We start from the raw sequence: 15648 nt of genomic DNA on the forward strand, positions 1-15648 counted from the left end.
CGTACTCACTGCCGTACGCCTACGAACAGACCGCGGCCGGTCGGATCGCCGGGAAGATACTCGACGGTGCACCCCGCGTCGGTGAACGCCGTGAGGTACTCGTCCTTGGTGAAGAGGGTGAGCACGTCGACTTCGGTGAACTCCCGGATGCCGTCGCGGTCGCCGACCAGGAAACGCACTTCCATCCGTGTCGCGCGGCCTTGGAGGGTCGAGTGCGAGATCCGGGCCACCGTACGGCCGTTCTCCCGCCCGAGGTCGCCGGCGACATAGCCCTCGATATGGTTCTCGGGGAACCACCACGGTTCGATGACGAGCACACCACCCGGGCGCAGATGGCGAGCCATCGACCGCACCGCGTCCCGCATGTCGGACACCGTGCCCAGATAACCGATGGCGCAGAACATGCACGCGACCGCGTCGAAGGTGCGGCCGAGGTCGAAGGCGCGCATGTCGCCGGGGTGCACGGTCACCTCCGGCAGTCGCTGACGCGCCAGCTCTCGCATGGGCTCCGCGATCTCCAAGCCCTCGGTGTGCTTGAACCGCGTTCCGAACGTCTCCAGGTGCGCGCCGGTGCCACACGCCACGTCGAGCAGGGACTCCGCCTCCGGACACCGTGTCCGCACCAGTTCGGTGACGTGGGCGGCCTCCGCCGGCCAGTCCTTGCCCCGGCTGCGGTAGAAGATCTCGTAGACCTCCGCCAACTCCTGTCCGTACATCCGCTCTCCTGTCGAGGTCGGTCGTGGGGCCCTCGGTCACTCGTCGACCATGGCGACCGCCCTGGTCCAGCCGGCACCCGCACCCGCGATCTTCACGGGGAAGCACACGACGGTGAACCCGTACGGCGCGGGCAGGGCGTCGAGGTTCGCCAGGCGCTCCACCTGGCAGTACTCCCGGTCGCGGCCGGCGAAGTGGGCCGGCCACAGCACCGAACGATCACCTGTGCGCCGGTACCGCTCGATGATGTCGGTGAACGGCGCGTCCAGGCTGAACGCGTCCGTCCCGATCACCCGCACCCCCAGGTCCAGAAGCAGGTGCACGGCCGCACCGTCCAGTCCGGCGAACTCGGTGAAGTACTCCCGTGTGCCCGCCCGCGCCGAGGCACCGGTGCGCAACAGGACGATGTCCAGCGGCATCGGCGTACGGCCGATCTGCTCGAACTCCTTCTCCAGCCGCTCCGCGCCGACGACACCGGTCGGCGCGTCGGTGAGGTCGACCACGAATCCCGGGTTGCAGAACCACTCCAGCGGCATCCGGTCGATGTGTTTCGGGGTGCCGTCGCCGTACCCGGCCCGGGAGCCGTAGTGCGAGGGAGCGTCGACGTGCGTGCCGGTGTGTGTGGTCAGGGTGATCCGGTCGAGCGACAGGAACTCCCCGTCGGGCAGCTCGTCAGGGTCGAACTCGATCCCGAAGTGCTCGCGCATCTCCGAGCTCATGTGCTCCGCCCCCTGGCGGGGCGTCAGTACCTCGTGGACCATGGGATCCGGTTCGTAGGCCGTGGCATCCACTGCCGATGACAGGTCGATCAACCGCACACGGGCCTCCACTCCGGTACTCACCGCTGCGCCGACGAGCCAGATCCTGCTCCGTACGAACGGAGAAGCGCTCAAACCTCGCTCGGCTCCCGTGCGTCGCGGTCGAGCCGATGTCGAACGGTGTCGGGAATCGTGCGCAGGTACCCCCTGTTCGGACCCGAACGGGACCAGCCTGAGGAGGACGCGGTGGCAGTGACCACGGGCAACTCGTCGTCGGTCGAGGCCGTCTATGCCGAAGTGCAGCAGTTCTACGCCCACCACATGCATCTGCTGGACGCCGGGGACGGCGAGGGATGGGCGCTGACCTTCACCGAGGACGGCTCGTTCGCGCCGCCCTCGCTGCCGGAACCCGTCGTGGGCCGGCACGCGCTGGCCACGGGGGTCAACAAGGCCGCCGCGGCACTGGCCGAGGCCGGTGAGGTGCACCGGCACCTGCTCAGCATGGTGTCGGTCGAGCCGCGCCAGGACGGTGAGCTGAGCGTCCGTTCGTACGCGCAGATCATCGCCACGCCCCGGGGCGGCAGTCCTCGGCTCCATCTGATGTGCGTGTGCGACGACGTGCTGGTGCGGGTGGACGGCGAACTGAAGGTGCGTGAACGCCGGGTCACGCGTGACGACCGACACCCGTGACCCGGAGCGGGGAAGAGACAGGACGATCGAGGGCAGCGAGGAGGGGGTCGTGTGGTGGTCCCGGGTGACATGAGCCGGACCGGTACGGTCGCCGTGCTGGGCGCGACCGGCGGCATCGGACGACAGGTGAGCGCTGTGTTCTCGCGCGAGGGCCGCGAGGTCCTCGGCGTCGCCCGGTCTTTCGCGCCGCACGCCGCCGGTCATCCCTTCGTCCCGCTGGACGTGGCATCGGCGGATCCGGCGGAGATCACCGAACTCCTCGCCTCGCGCAAGGTGGAGGTCGTGGTGAACGCCACCGGCGGCTGGGCGGTGACCGAGGAGGCCATGCACCACGCCCATGTGCGGCTGGTGGACAGAATGCTCGCCGCGGTCGCGGCGCTGCCCGCACGCCCGCGCGTGGTCCACGTCGGCAGCATCCACGAGTACGGTTTCGTGCCGCCCGGCACCAGCATCGACGAGTCGTGGGCGCCGGATCCTCGTACGCCGTACGCCCGTACCAAACTGGCCGGCTCGCAGGCCGTACTGGAGGCGGCCCGTGCCGGGGACGTCGACGCGGTCGTGCTGCGCGCCGTCAATGTCTGCGGGCCCCACCCGTCGGAAGCGAGCTTCCTGGGCGCCGTGCTGCACCGGTTGCGTGGGGCGACGCCCGGGGAGCGGCTGGAACTGACGATCGCGGACGCCGCCCGCGACTACGTCGACGTACGCGACGTCGCCACGGCGGTCCTGCGGGCCGCGGACGGGGTGGCCTCCGGCACGGTGTTCAACATCGGACGCGGTGCGGCACCGACGATGCGGGAGCTGGTGATGACGCTGGTCGAGGCGGCCGGATTCCCGCCCGAGACGATCAAGGAGGCCGGCGGTCCGGTGGAGAGCAAGGGCGGCGGCTGGACGAAGGCCGACATCCGTCACGCGGAACGGGTGCTGGGCTGGCGTCCGGCCATCGCTCTGCGCGACTCCCTGCGCGACATGTGGGAGGCGGCGGGCTGAGTCCCCGTCGCCCGGTGGCGCGCGATTCCTTCCCTGCAAGCAGAGAGGTGTGTGTGATGAGCGAGCTCACCCTGCCGGTGCTGGTCGAGATATTCCGCCAGTGCGCCGGCGAGGCGGAGGGGATCGATCTGCAGAGCGAGGACGTCGGTGAGGTCGAGCTGAACGCCCTGGGGTACGACTCACTCGCCCTGCTGGAGGCGATCAGCCAGGTCGAGCGGAAGTACTCGATCGGCATGCCGGACGCGGAAAGCCGGATCCGGACGCTGAACGAGTTCCTCGACCAGGCCAACGAGCAACTGACCCGACGACCCTGAACCCGCCGGGTCAGTCGGCGGGCCGGACGCCGACGAAGAGGCCGCGGCCGGCGGGCTCGACGGGGACGTAGTCGACGTCGAAACCGGCGGCCGCGAACCCCGCCTCGTACTGCTCCTGGGAGAACAGGCCGATCAGGTGCGTCTCGTGGAAGTGCCGTACCCCCGACGCGCCGTCGGCGACCAGGTAGTGCACGTTCATCCGGGACGCCGCTCCCTCCCGTACCGAATGGGAGACCCGCGACACGGTCCGCTCCCCGACCGTCACCGTGCTACCGGCGACATGACCTTGCCGGTACGTCTCGGGGAACCACCACGGGTCGACAGCCAGCACCCCGCCGGGCGTCAGGTGCCGTGCGAAGCGGCGCAGCGCGCCGGTCAGGGCGGACTCCGTCAGCAGGTAGCCGATCGAGCCGAACATGCAGGTGATGACGTCGTACGTGCGGTCGAGGTCGAAGTCCCGCATGTCGCCCACATGGACGGGCACGTGCGGAAGCGCCGCCTGTGCGAACCGGGCCATCGGCTCGGACAGCTCCAGTCCGGCCACCTCGTCGAACAGCTCGTCGAAGCAGCGCAGATGCGCTCCGGTGCCGCAGGCGACGTCGAGCAGGGTGGCTCCACCCGGCCTGCGCTTGCGCACCTGTCGCTCCACCTCCGCCGCCTCCCGGAGATAGTCCTTGCCGCGGCCGCGATGGATCAGCTCGTAGATCTCGGCGAGTTCGGCTCCGTACACGACGACCTCATTCGTTGCGGGCTCGGCAGGGGCAGGGGACCGGAAGCACCGATCGTCGGGCGGCCTGCTAGAAGAATGCCGGAGACCGGCTGGACGTACGGGGCTCCGGGGCCCGTCGTGGCGACCGAGTGCGCTGTCGAGCGGGGTTCGAATCCGGTTTGCCACGGTCGGGACACCAGGTACCCGCGGCACAGGTTGGAGTCCCACCGTGAGCGCAGACGTGAGTACAGGCCGGACCTCCGGCGAGACGAGCCCGGGCGCGGCGCGCGACGGTCACGACGGTGCGGTCGACGGCAGCCGCGGTGGTGAGCACACCGGGTCGCCGTCCGGCGAGGTCGCCGCACTACTGGACGAACTGCGCCGCTACCTGGAACTGGCGCCCCAGCTCAGCCTCCCGCCGCGCGCGTTCACCTCACCCGAGCTGTACGAGCTGGAACGCACCCGGGTGTTCGGGCGCTCCTGGGTGCTCGTCGCCCACCGTGACGACCTCGCCGAGCCGAACAGCTACGTCTCGTTCGACATCGCGGGCGAGCAGGTGGTGGTCACCCGTGACGCCGACGGTGTGCTGCACGGCATGTCACCGATCTGCCGGCACCGGATGATGCCGCTCGTCGAATCCGGCGCCGTCGGCAGCGCCGAATCCTTCACCTGCCCGTACCACCTGTGGCGGTACGGACTCGACGGTCGACTCATCGGCGCGACCCATATGCGCAAGAACCCCGACTTCGACCCCCGGAGCTGCCGGCTGCCGGCCTTCGCGGTGGAGGAGTGGCACGGGTTCGTGTACGTGAACCTCGACGCGGCCGCCGCCCCCCTCGCTCCCCGGCTGAGCCGTATCTCCGACGACCTGACCAACTACCGGCTCGACGACATGGCGCAGCTCGGGTCCTGGAGCGAGGAGTGGGCCTGCAACTGGAAGGTCGCGGTCGAGAACGCCCACGAGAACTACCACGTGCTGGGCTTCCACCCGGAGACCCTCGGGCCGTCGACGCCCGGCGGGTCCGACACGGACGTGCGGGTCGACTCTCCCTGGGCGCTGCGTCTGCTCATCCGGTTCGCCAAGCCGCAGGACGCCTACGTCCTGCCGCTGACCGCCGAGGAGAAGGCCCATCTGTACGGCTTCTTCGTCTTCCCCGCGGCGAGCCTGGCCGCGGCCGGCGAGATGGTCATCTGGCTCAGCCTCATCCCGCAGACGATCGACCGGACACTCGTCCGCGGCGGGATCCTCGTGCCGCGTGCCGCGCTGGATGGTGCCGACCTCGACGAGATGCGCCGGCAGGCCGAGTCGTACGCGGGCATGATCAACAGTGAGGACCGGCACGGCCTGGAGGCCGTGCAGCGGGCGGTGGGGTCACGCTTCGCCGGCCGCGGCCATCTGAGCCCCAAGGAACCCGGCGTCGTCGCTTTCTACCAGAGCCTGGCCAGGGCCCTGCTGCGCGACGACGACGACTGGCCCGGGGATCTGTGAGCCCGTCGGCCGCAGCCGCACGCCAGAACGATCGTCACACCATCACTCGAGGGAGAGGGCTTCCACCATGCTCAGTTGTCGGATCTGCGGCGGTCGGCTGCACGAGTTCATGGACTTCGGTCAGCAGCCGCTCTCCAGTGGACTCCTGGAGCCCGAGTACCTCGGCGACGAGTTCTTCTTCCGGCTGGCGGTCGGCGTCTGCGGGGACTGCACCATGGTGCAGCTCACCGAGGAAGTGCCGCGCCACCTGATGTTCAACGGCCACTATCCGTATCTGTCGTCCGGGTCCTCCGTCATGCGCCGGCACTTCGAGAGGACCGCACAGCACTTCCTGGAGACCGAGCTCGACGGGAAGGACCCCTTCCTCGTCGAGCTGGGCTGCAACGACGGCGTCATGCTCCGTACCGCGGCCGAGGCCGGGGTGCGGCACCTGGGCGTCGAACCGTCGCAGAGCGTGGCCGACCTGGCACGCCGTCAGGGTGTACGGGTCATCACCGAGTTCTTCCAGGAGTCGACGGCGGACGAGATCCGCAAGACCGAGGGGCACGCGCAGGTCATCTTCGCGGCCAACACGATCTGCCACATTCCCTACCTGGACTCGATCTTCCGGGGAGTGGACGCGTTGCTCGCACCGGACGGAGTGTTCGTCTTCGAGGACCCCTACCTCGCCGACATCGTCGACCTCGCCGCCTTCGACCAGATCTACGACGAGCACTACTACTTCTTCTCCGTCTCCTCCGTCAGCGCCATGGCCAAGCGGTTCGGCTTCGAACTGGTCGACGCGGAACGGCTGCCCGTTCACGGCGGCGAGGTCCGCTACACCATCGCCCGAGCGGGACGGCGCACCCCCTCGCCCGCGGTCGCGGCGTTGCTGCGCCGTGAAAGGGAGCGCGGGTTGTCGGACCTGCGGAGCCTCAACGGGTTCGTCGGCCGGGTGGAGCGGGCCCGCGACGAACTGGTCGCCCTGCTCCGCAAGCTGCGGGCCGACGGCCGTACGGTCGTCGGATACGGGGCCACGGCCAAGAGCGCCACCGTGGCCAACTACTGCGGCATCGGGCCCGACCTCGTCTCGTTCATCTCCGACACCACCCCCAACAAGCAGGGGCGGCTGACGCCGGGCTCGCACATACCGGTGCGGCCGCGGGAGGAGTTCGAGAACCCCTACCCCGACTACGCCGTGCTCTTCGCCTGGAACCACGCCGACGAGATCATCGCCAAGGAACAGCAGTTCCGGGCCTCGGGTGGCAAATGGATCCTCTACGTCCCGGACATCCGGGTGGTGTGAGGACACCGCTCCCCCGCTCCGACCACGCCGGCCGAGGAAGGTGCCCGATGAGGGTTCTGTTCACCACACACACCGCGAAGTCCCACCTGTTCGCGCAGGTCCCGCTGGCGTGGGCACTTCGGGCAGCCGGCCACGAGGTCCAGATGGCCGGCCAGCCCGACCTCGCCGACGACATCAAGGGCGCCGGGCTGACCGCCGTGACGGCCGGTGCCGCGCTCGACCTGATGGCACAGATGGAGTCGTACGAGACGCACGACGGGCCGGGCGGACCCGGTGACGCCGGTGTGGACCAAGGGGCCGGTGAACCCGCGGCGCAGGACTCCGGAGGCTGGGACGAGACCGGCGACGACCACCGCGCCCTGGCCGAGCGTTTCGAGTACTGGACGGACATGACCGAGATCCGCCCGGAGAAACTGTCGTACGCGTACATGCACGGCGTCTTCACGGCGATGACCACCCATGTCTTCCAGCAGTACTCCGCGCCGGCCATGGTCGACGACCTGGTGCGCCACGCCCGTTGGTGGCAGCCCGACCTGGTGGTCTGGGACCCGCTCACCTTCGCCGGCCCCGTCGCGGCGCGGGCCAGCGGTGCGGCCCACGTCCGGCTCCTGTTCGGCCTGGACCTGATCGGCCGGATGCGGGAGTCCTACCTCGACGCGGTGCGCCGGCTGCCCCCGGGACAGCGGGAGGACCCGATGGAGGAGTGGCTGGGCTGGACCATGCGGCGGTACGGCGGGGAGTTCGGCGAGGACCTCGTCGTCGGGCAGCGCACCATCGACCCGCTGCCGCCGTCCTTGCGCTTCCCCGTCGGGGTGGACCGCGTACCGATGCGGATCGTGACCCACAACGGCAGCTCCGTCCTCCCCGGCTGGCTCCGCGAACCACCAAAGCGCAAGCGGGTCTGCCTGACGCTCGGGGTCTCGCACCGTGAGCTGCTCGGCGCTGACCGGGTGCCGCTGGGCGAGGTGCTCGCGGCCGTGGCCGGAGAGGACGTCGAGGTCGTGGCCACCCTGAACAAGGCCCAGCTCGCGTCCGTCACCGAGGTGCCCGACAACGTGCGTGTGGTGGACTTCGTCCCGCTGGAGACCTTGCTGCCCAGCTGCTCGGCGGTGATCCACCACGGCGGTGCGGGGACCTTCAACACCGCGCTGAGCTGCGGAGTCCCCCAGCTGATCCTGCCCGACGGGGTGTGGGACACCGACCACAAGGCACGCCTCCTCCAGGAGCGCGGTGCCGGGCTGCGGGTCGCGGAACCGGAGCGGGCCGATGCCGGGATGCTGCGCGGCATGCTCAGGCGGCTGCTCGGTGACCGCTCCTTCGCCGACGCCGCCACCGCACTGCGCCGGGAGGCGAAGGACATGCCCGCGCCCAGCGCCGTCGTGCCGGTCCTCGAAGAGCTGGCGGCGGCCGATCGGCGCGGCGCCGGGCCGGAGCCCCTACAGACCTGACCACCCGGACGGACCGGGTGACCGACAACGATACGGGGAGTGGCAGTGAAGGATTTCTCGCGCCGTGGATTTCTCGCGGGCGGCGCCGCGGCCGGCGGTGCCATGGCACTTACCGGTGCCGGTACGGCCGGGGCGGCGGAAACCGGGGCCGCCGGCTGTCTTCCGGCGCCCCCGGCCACCGACGTCGGGCCGGACGACCCGCGCTACGCCGAACTGAACGCCAGAGGCTACAACGGTCGCTTCTCCGGCCGTCCGGAGTCCATCCGCCTCGTCCACCGCGCCGACCACGTGGTCGCCGCGGTGAACGACGCCCTGCGGACGGGCAGACGGATCGTCGTCCGCAGCGGCGGACACTGCTTCGAGAACTTCGTCGACGACCCGGCGGTACAGGTCGTCGTCGACGTGTCCGAGATGAAGTCCATCGGCTACGACCCGGCGCACCGCGCCTTCGCCATCGAGTCGGGCGCGACGCTCGGTGACGTGTACCGCACCCTCTACCTGGGCTGGGGCGTCACTGTACCGGCCGGCGCGTGTCCCAGCGTCGGCGTCGGCGGACACTTCGCGGGCGGCGGATACGGCGGGCTGTCCCGTCACCACGGCTTGGTCGCGGACCACCTCCACGGCGTCGAGGTGGTCGTCGCCGACCGGCGCGGGCGGGCCCGCACGGTGCTGGCCACCCGCGACCCCGACGACCCCCACCACGACCTGTGGTGGGCCCACACCGGCGGAGGCGGCGGGAACTTCGGCATCGTCACCCGCTACCTCATGCGCTCACCCGGCGCGCGCGGCGGTGATCCCACCAGCCTGCTGCCCCGCCCCCCGGCGACGATCCGCTCCGTCACCATCGGCTGGTCATGGGCGGACATGACCGAGTCCGCGTTCGTCCGGATCCTGCGCAACCACGGCGTCTGGCACGAGAAGGAGTCCGGCACCGACTCCCGCTACGCACCGCTCAGCAGCTGGTTCATCCTCAACCACCGGGCGACCGGACGGTTCACCCTCGTGGCCAACGTGGACGGATCCCTGCCGCACGGCAAGAAGCTGCTCGACGAGTACGTCGCGGCTGTCACGGCGGACACCGGGGTGCGTCACGACACCGAGGAGTCGACCGCGCTGTGGATGAAGTCCACGCTGACCGTGGACCCGTACGCCGGCGGCCGATACCCCTTCAAGTCCAAGGCCGGGCTCCTGCGCACCGCCTGGACGGAAGCACAGATACGGACCCTCCATCGCTACCTGACCCAGGGCGGGGACGACCACCAGGCGTCGGCCGTGTACCTCTCCACTCTCGGCGGACGGATCAACACGGTCCCGGCGTCGGCGACCGCGATCCCGCACCGCGACTGCCTGTTCAGCGCGACGTACGAGACCTCGTGGTGGCCCGGCGTCTCCGGCGACGCGCAACTGGCCTGGGTGCGCGATCTGTACCGGGACGTCTACGCGGACACGGGCGGCGTCCCGGTACCCGACGCGGCCAACGGCGGGGCCTACATCAACTATCCGGACGCCGACCTGACCGACCCCCGGTGGAACAAGTCCCAAGTGCCGTGGCACACCCTCTACTACCGGGACAACTACCCGCGGCTCCAGCGGGTCAAGGCGCGGTGGGACCCCGCGAACGTGTTCAGCCACGCCATGTCCGTCCGGCCGCCGGGCCGCTGACACCAGGCGCGGGCGGCCCGCCGGCCTCGCTCCCTCACACCAGGGAGCTCCCTCACACCAGGGAGCTCCCTCACACCAGGGAGCTCCCTCACACCAGGGAGCTCCCTCACACCAGGGAGCTCCCTCACACCAGGGACTCCAGCCGCCTGACCAGCGCGGCGGGAGACGGCATCGCCGCCGCCTCGTCGCGCACCTCGGCCGCGGCCCGGCGCAGTTCCTCGTTCTCCAGCAGACCCCGGAACTCCGCCGTGCCGACGGTCTCGGCCGTCGCCCCGATCGCGATGCCCCGCTCGACGACGGCGCGCTCGTTGTCCTTCTGGTCAGGGCTGAGCGGCATCACGCACTGCGGGACACCGAGAGCCATCGCCACCGCCGAGGTGCCCGACCCACCGTGGTGGATCAGCCCGCGGCAGGTCGTCAGCAGCGGTGCGAGGGAGAGCCAGTCCACCGTCCGCACATTGGGGGGCAGTTCACCCAGCAGCGCGGGGTCACCGCCGCCGAGCGTGACGACGAACTCCGCGTCCGTGTCCGCCGCCGCGGCGACGAGCGGCGCCAGCACGGCCAGGCCGCCCCAGAGACCGGCGATCGAGCCCAGGGTGACGGCGATTCTCGGCCGCCGCGGCGGCTCCAGCAGCCAGCCGGGCAACTCGCCGTTGCCGTTGAAGGGCACATAGCGCATCGGTACGTCGTCGGCCCCACGCACCTGTTCCGGAAGCAGCTCCAGCAGGCTCCGCGGCATCGAGTTGAGCCGGAAACCGGGCATCGGCTCCGGCGGGACCTCGTGCCGCAGATAGTGCTCCTTCATGTGGTCGCGCAGCAGCCCGTCGATACGCGGCGCGCTGTCGGCCGGGCCGGTGACCACGGACACGGCGGGCACCGCGAGCGCTCCCGCCGCCAGCGGGCCGGCACCCTGCAGAGGTGAGTGGACGATCAGATCCGCGGACCAGGTGCGGGCGACCTCCACCACCCGGTCGACGGTGACGCCCGAGACCTTCGCGAAGAGCGCGGCGACGAACTCGTCCCCGCCGTCGACGCTGAAGTCGATCTCCTCGGGCCGGAACACCGTCGCGTAGTCGAGTCCGGGGGTCACATCGATGACGTTGACGCCCGCGGCGGCCACCGAGTCGACGTCACCGCCCTGGGCGTAGAGCACGTCGTGGCCCGCCGCGGTCAGCGCGTGCGCCAGGGGCACGGTGGGGAAGATGTGCCCCAGCCCCGGGGAGCTGACGAACAGAACGCGCATGGGAACTCCTCGCGTCACAAGAGAGATGGGGTGGGTGAGGCCACCTTCCACCCGCGTCCTTGAAGGTGCGCGGAGCCTTGTTGTACCGGCTTCCCGACCGGGCCTCGCCCAGGTGTCCGAGCACTTTCGAGCGTCCCTCGACACCTGGCTGCGAAGGTCGGTGCCCCCAGCGAGCCGAAGGACTGCCTTGTCAGATGGAGATCATCGGGAACGGGTTCCTCGCACGCCATCTCGCACCGCTCTCGACCGAGCACCCCGGAACGACGGTGCTGGCAGCGGGCGTGCCCACCCACCCGCTGCCCGACACCGAACACCGGCGTGAGACCAGGCTCGTCGACGACACGATCCAGCACTGCCTGAGGCGCGACCGCATGCTCGTGTTCTTCTCCACCGTCAGCATGTACGGCGGACCCGGCGGCCCGGGCGACGAGAGCGGCCCGCCGGTCGCCTCCACCCGCTACGGCCAGCACAAGCTGGACCTCGAACGGATGATCAAAGCCTCCGGGGCGCGTCACCTCATCCTGCGGCTCGGCTATGTGCTGGGCCCGGACGAACCCGGCTTCCGCCTTCTCGCCGCTCTCCTCACCCAGGTGCTGGCCGGCCGAGTGCGCGTCCAGCGCGGGGCGCGCCGAGACATGCTCCACGTGTCCGACTTCGTCACCGTCGTGGACGCCCTCCTGCGTACCGAGGTGTGCGACGAGACCGTGAACGTCGCCTCCGGGGACTGCGTGGAGGTCACCACCATCGTGCGGCACCTCGAACGCAGGCTCGGTGTCTCGGCCCAGTGGCAGGTCACCGACAACAGCATCGAGCACTGCCCCTCGGTGCGGAAACTGCGTCGGCTGATTCCCGAGGTCGACCGGCTGGGCTTCGGACCGGGCTATCACCGGACCGCCATCGACCGGTATCTGGCGGCGGCGCGCACCGTGGACGCCGTCCGGACGGAAGGGACAGGAAATCCATGACGGAACAGGCCGACAGCACGGGCCGGGCATCGGCGGGAACCCTCGCCGGACCGCTCACGCCCGAGGGCCACGCACTGCTGGAGATACTGGGCAGACACCTGCCGGGCATGGCGTCCGCCGCCACCGGGCACGACCGCGACGGCACCTTCCCGCTCGACGCGTTTCAGCGCCTGGCCGCCGACGGCGTACTCGGCGCGACCGTGCCGCGTGAGTTCGGCGGACTGGGCGTGCGCAGCCTCCACGACGTGTGCCTCGCCGTGAAACGCATCGCCGAGGCCGACGCGTCCGTCGCGCTGTCGCTGCACATGCAGTTCAGCCGCGGGATCACCATGTCGTACGAGCGCGAGCACGGCAGCGACACGGGGCGCGCCCTGGCCGAGCGGCTGCTGCGGCTGATGGGCACGGAGAAGGCACTGATCAGTGGCGCACTGAAGGACGCCGGAGTCACGACCGAACTGGTCCCCGCGGCCGACGGCGGCTGGCGGCTGGTGGGGCGGAAGATCCTGGTCAGCATGGCCCCGTTCGCCACGCACTTCGTCGTCGCGGCACAGACCCGTCCCACCTCCGGCCGCCCGCTGCTCGCCTCCGCCTTCCTGCCCGCCGACGCCCTCGGTCTGAAGGCTCCGGACAACTGGAACGGCATGGGGATGCGGGCCTCCGCCAGCACCGAGGTCCTCTTCCAGGACTGTCCCGTCCCAGCGGCCGACGTCTTCCTGCGGGGCCCGGTCGGCGTCCGCAACGACGCCGCGATGGCGGGCCAGACCGTCAGCTCGATCGGACTGCTCGGCGTGTACGCCGGCATCGCACAGGCGGCACGCGACTTCACCGTCGCGGGCATCACCCGCCGCGGCGGGCAGCCGGCGGCAGCGGTCCGTACCCTCGTGGCCGAACTCGACGTGAAGCTGTACACCCTTCGCACGGCGCTCGCGGCGGCACTGACCAGCACCGACCACCACGCGCACCGGACAACGGACGATCCCGGCGAACGCGGCCGGCTGATGATGGCTCCCTTCCAGTACGCGAAGCTCATCGTCAACCGCACCGCGGCGAGCATCGTCGAGGACTGCATGACCCTGGTGGGCGGGGCATCGTTCACTGCCCACCACCCACTGTCCCGTCACTACCGCGACGTACGCGCGGGCTGGTTCATGCAGCCCTTCACCTACGCCGACGCCGTCGACCACCTGAGCGCGTACGCGCTCGGTACGGACGGGGAAGGCGGCGCGTCGTGAGCGGCACGGACGGCGGCACGGACGCAAGCGGATCCGGCGGGGCCGAACGGCCCGTCGACGCCCTGGTCCGGATGTCGAACCTGGTGACTCCGATGGCGCTGCGGGTCGCGGCGACGCTGCGGCTGGTCGACCACCTGCGCGCGGGCGTCACGAGCCCGGAGGCGCTCGCCCGAGCCACCGGAGCGGACGCCGACGCGTTGGCGCGGCTGATGCGGCACCTGGCGGCAGCCGGCGTCCTGGAGGAGTCCGGGCCCGGCCGCTATGTCCCGACCCGCATCGGGGACCTGCTCGCCGACGACGACCCGTCACGCCAGCGTTCCTGGCTCGACCTGGACCAGGCCGTCGGACGAGCGGACCTGACGTTCCTCGATCTGCGCGAGGCGGTGCGCACCGGGTTGCCGCAGTACGAGGCCCGCTACGGCGCACCGTTCTGGGGCGACCTGTCAGCGGACGACGAACTCGGCGCCTCGTTCGACACCTTGATGACGACCCGGGAGGACGCGGCCTTCGCCGCTCCCGTCGCCGCGTACGACTGGAGCCGGGCGCGGCACGTGCTCGACGTCGGCGGCGCGCCGGGCGGTCTGCTCAGCGCCATCCTGCGGGCGGCGCCCGAGACACGTGGCACCCTGCTGGACCTGCCCGGGGCGGCGGCCCGGGCGCGCGAGCGCATCGTGGCGGCCGGAATGGACGGCCGTATCGACATCGTCGGTGGTGACTTCTTCGACGAACTGCCGGTGTCCGCCGATGTCGTGGTGCTGTCGTTCGTCCTCCTCAACTGGTCGGACACGGACGCGTCGCGGATCCTGGCGCGCTGCCGTGAGGCCTTGCGGCCCGGCGGCCGGATCGTCCTGCTGGAGAGGGCGGAGGCACCGCCCGGCGGGACGCGGACGTCCGACCTGTACTTCAGCGTGTTGGACATGCGCATGCTGGTGTTCCTCGGCGGCCGGGTCCGCACCGACCGCGAGTGGGCCGACCTGGCCGACGCCGCGGGTCTCGACATCGTCTCCAAGACCGGGCCCCTGGTATCGCCCAACGTGCCGCTGGACTCCTGCCTCTGGGAGCTGGCGCCGCGCTGAGGCCGTCCGCGCGCAACACGACCGACGACCAACGGAACCGAGGGTTCCTGGACTGAGAGGAATGCGCCAGTGGCACAACGTGTCGTCACGTCGAAGGACGTGGAGCTGTGGAGCGAGGACTTCGGAGACCGCGCGGACCCCGCACTGCTTCTGGTGGCGGGCGGGAACCTGACGGCGATGAGCTGGCCGACCGAGTTCGTCGAACGGCTCGCCGCCGGCGGCCTGCACGTGATCCGCTACGACCACTGGGGGGTGGGGCGCTCCACCGGCTGGGACGTGGCGGAGCGCCCGTACGGATACCTCCAGCTGGCCGCCGACGCCGTCGCGGTGCTCGACGGATGGGAGATCGAACAGGCCCACTTCGTGGGGATGTCGATGGGTGCCGTCCTGTGCCAGCTGATCGCGCTGGACCACCCGCAGCGGATGCTGAGCATGTCGATGATGCTGAGCGGAGCGCTCGACGTCGACTTCCCCGGCAACATCCGCCGCGCCTTCGCGAAAGAGCCCTCGGTCGACGGTCTTCCGCTGCCGCAGGAACGGTTCCTGGAGGCGCTTGCCGTCATGAACGAGGACGTGGACGGCGTGGAGGCGGAACTGGACCGACGGGTGCGCCGGTGGAAGCTGTTCTCGGGGGACGAGACCCCCTTCGGCGAGGCGGACTTCCGGCGGTGGGAACGGCAGGCCATCGATCACTCGGGCTCCCTCCGTGAGCCGCAGGCGCACTACGCGGTACAGCCACCGCCCCGCGAGCGCGCCTCCGAGCTGCGCGACGTCCACGTCCGCACCCAGGTGATCCAGGCGACGCAGGACCCGATCGCCCCGCCGCCGCACGGTCGCCACCTCGCCGACCTGATCCCGGGCTCGGACCTGGTGGAGATCGAGGGAATGGGGCACGCGCTGCCGACCTCTGTGCACCGGCCGCTCGCCGAGGCCGTACTCGGGCACGTACTCGGGCACGGGTGAAGGTGCGCCGGGGGGGGGGGGGAGGGGGGGGAACGGGGAAACAGAAAAAAAGGGGGGGGGGGGTGGTCCCCCCCCCCCCCGATCCCGGCATGATCCAAACGACACCCCCTAGG

General features: G+C 70.7%; 15 protein-coding genes. 11 read left to right on the forward strand and 4 right to left on the reverse strand.

Features of this window, described 5'->3' with window-relative positions:
- Positions 1-5 precede the first annotated feature (5 nt).
- Positions 6-716 carry a class I SAM-dependent methyltransferase gene (locus ACFCZF_RS13840; RefSeq protein WP_376671828.1) on the reverse strand — a complete coding sequence of 237 codons (711 nt, stop codon included), beginning with the start codon at positions 714-716 and terminating at the stop codon, positions 6-8.
- Between the two features lie 36 nt (positions 717-752).
- Entirely contained in the window at positions 753-1532 is a 780-nt protein-coding gene (locus tag ACFCZF_RS13845) for a cyclase family protein (RefSeq protein ID WP_376671880.1), read from the reverse strand.
- A gap of 192 nt (positions 1533-1724) precedes the next feature.
- On the opposite strand from ACFCZF_RS13845, the gene ACFCZF_RS13850 reads away from it, so the two are divergent.
- Genes ACFCZF_RS13850 through ACFCZF_RS13860 form a run of 3 tightly spaced genes read left to right on the forward strand, consistent with a single transcriptional unit; the run spans position 1725 to position 3463 of the window.
- Entirely contained in the window at positions 1725-2162 is a 438-nt protein-coding gene (locus ACFCZF_RS13850) for a nuclear transport factor 2 family protein (RefSeq protein ID WP_375922744.1), read from the forward strand.
- A 51-nt stretch (positions 2163-2213) separates the two neighbouring features.
- Positions 2214-3149 (forward strand): NAD-dependent epimerase/dehydratase family protein, encoded by a 936-nt coding sequence (locus tag ACFCZF_RS13855; RefSeq protein WP_376671829.1) that lies wholly within the window; start codon positions 2214-2216, stop codon positions 3147-3149.
- A 56-nt stretch (positions 3150-3205) separates the two neighbouring features.
- Entirely contained in the window at positions 3206-3463 is a 258-nt protein-coding gene (locus ACFCZF_RS13860; protein ID WP_376671830.1) for an acyl carrier protein, read from the forward strand.
- A gap of 10 nt (positions 3464-3473) precedes the next feature.
- Here the strand turns inward: ACFCZF_RS13860 and ACFCZF_RS13865 are convergent, their stop codons facing one another.
- The gene (locus tag ACFCZF_RS13865; protein WP_375922710.1) at positions 3474-4193 is read right to left on the reverse strand and encodes a class I SAM-dependent methyltransferase; all 720 of its coding nucleotides are present in this window, start codon (positions 4191-4193) and stop codon (positions 3474-3476) included.
- Between the two features lie 208 nt (positions 4194-4401).
- Between ACFCZF_RS13865 and ACFCZF_RS13870 the strand changes: the two genes are divergently transcribed.
- The 4 genes from ACFCZF_RS13870 to ACFCZF_RS13885 all read left to right on the forward strand — a co-directional run bounded on the left by ACFCZF_RS13870 (position 4402) and on the right by ACFCZF_RS13885 (position 10056).
- Positions 4402-5661: an aromatic ring-hydroxylating dioxygenase subunit alpha gene (locus ACFCZF_RS13870; RefSeq protein ID WP_376671831.1), complete on the forward strand. Its 1260-nt coding sequence runs from the start codon at positions 4402-4404 to the stop codon at positions 5659-5661.
- 67 nt (positions 5662-5728) lie between these two features.
- Entirely contained in the window at positions 5729-6946 is a 1218-nt protein-coding gene (locus tag ACFCZF_RS13875; protein WP_375922704.1) for a methyltransferase domain-containing protein, read from the forward strand.
- Positions 6947-6993: 47 nt separating this feature from the next.
- On the forward strand, positions 6994-8394 hold the full coding sequence (locus tag ACFCZF_RS13880; RefSeq protein WP_376671832.1) for an activator-dependent family glycosyltransferase: 1401 nt from the start codon (positions 6994-6996) through the stop codon (positions 8392-8394).
- A 45-nt stretch (positions 8395-8439) separates the two neighbouring features.
- Positions 8440-10056, forward strand: a complete 1617-nt coding sequence (locus ACFCZF_RS13885) for an FAD-binding oxidoreductase (protein ID WP_376671881.1) — start codon at positions 8440-8442, stop codon at positions 10054-10056.
- A gap of 124 nt (positions 10057-10180) precedes the next feature.
- On the opposite strand, the gene ACFCZF_RS13890 is transcribed toward ACFCZF_RS13885, so the two are convergent.
- Positions 10181-11299 carry a nucleotide disphospho-sugar-binding domain-containing protein gene (locus ACFCZF_RS13890; RefSeq protein ID WP_310871151.1) on the reverse strand — a complete coding sequence of 373 codons (1119 nt, stop codon included), beginning with the start codon at positions 11297-11299 and terminating at the stop codon, positions 10181-10183.
- A gap of 194 nt (positions 11300-11493) precedes the next feature.
- Here ACFCZF_RS13890 and ACFCZF_RS13895 point away from each other — a divergent pair, with 194 nt between their 5' ends.
- From ACFCZF_RS13895 to ACFCZF_RS13910, 4 genes are all read left to right on the forward strand, one after another.
- Positions 11494-12264: an NAD-dependent epimerase/dehydratase family protein gene (locus ACFCZF_RS13895; RefSeq protein WP_375922696.1), complete on the forward strand. Its 771-nt coding sequence runs from the start codon at positions 11494-11496 to the stop codon at positions 12262-12264.
- The gene (locus ACFCZF_RS13900) at positions 12261-13496 is read left to right on the forward strand and encodes an acyl-CoA dehydrogenase family protein (RefSeq protein WP_376671833.1); all 1236 of its coding nucleotides are present in this window, start codon (positions 12261-12263) and stop codon (positions 13494-13496) included. Before ACFCZF_RS13895 ends, ACFCZF_RS13900 begins: the two co-directional genes overlap by 4 nt.
- On the forward strand, positions 13493-14572 hold the full coding sequence (locus ACFCZF_RS13905; RefSeq protein WP_376671834.1) for a methyltransferase: 1080 nt from the start codon (positions 13493-13495) through the stop codon (positions 14570-14572). Before ACFCZF_RS13900 ends, ACFCZF_RS13905 begins: the two co-directional genes overlap by 4 nt.
- A gap of 69 nt (positions 14573-14641) precedes the next feature.
- Positions 14642-15535, forward strand: a complete 894-nt coding sequence (locus tag ACFCZF_RS13910; protein WP_376671835.1) for an alpha/beta fold hydrolase — start codon at positions 14642-14644, stop codon at positions 15533-15535.
- Positions 15536-15648 lie beyond the last annotated feature (113 nt).

It is taken from the genome of Streptomyces sp. NPDC056296 (genome assembly GCF_042268605.1).
GTDB lineage: Bacteria > Actinomycetota > Actinomycetes > Streptomycetales > Streptomycetaceae > Streptomyces.

What these genes read in the sequence shown, in the direction of transcription:
- ACFCZF_RS13840 (WP_376671828.1), bottom strand. Translation starts at nt 716, where the DNA reads ATGTACGGACAGGAGTTGGCGGAGGTCTACGAGATCTTCTACCGCAGC.
- ACFCZF_RS13860 (WP_376671830.1), top strand. Translation starts at nt 3,206, where the DNA reads ATGAGCGAGCTCACCCTGCCGGTGCTGGTCGAGATATTCCGCCAGTGC.
- ACFCZF_RS13875 (WP_375922704.1), top strand. Translation starts at nt 5,729, where the DNA reads ATGCTCAGTTGTCGGATCTGCGGCGGTCGGCTGCACGAGTTCATGGAC.
- ACFCZF_RS13880 (WP_376671832.1), top strand. Translation starts at nt 6,994, where the DNA reads ATGAGGGTTCTGTTCACCACACACACCGCGAAGTCCCACCTGTTCGCG.
- ACFCZF_RS13890 (WP_310871151.1), bottom strand. Translation starts at nt 11,299, where the DNA reads ATGCGCGTTCTGTTCGTCAGCTCCCCGGGGCTGGGGCACATCTTCCCC.
- ACFCZF_RS13895 (WP_375922696.1), top strand. Translation starts at nt 11,494, where the DNA reads ATGGAGATCATCGGGAACGGGTTCCTCGCACGCCATCTCGCACCGCTC.
- ACFCZF_RS13900 (WP_376671833.1), top strand. Translation starts at nt 12,261, where the DNA reads ATGACGGAACAGGCCGACAGCACGGGCCGGGCATCGGCGGGAACCCTC.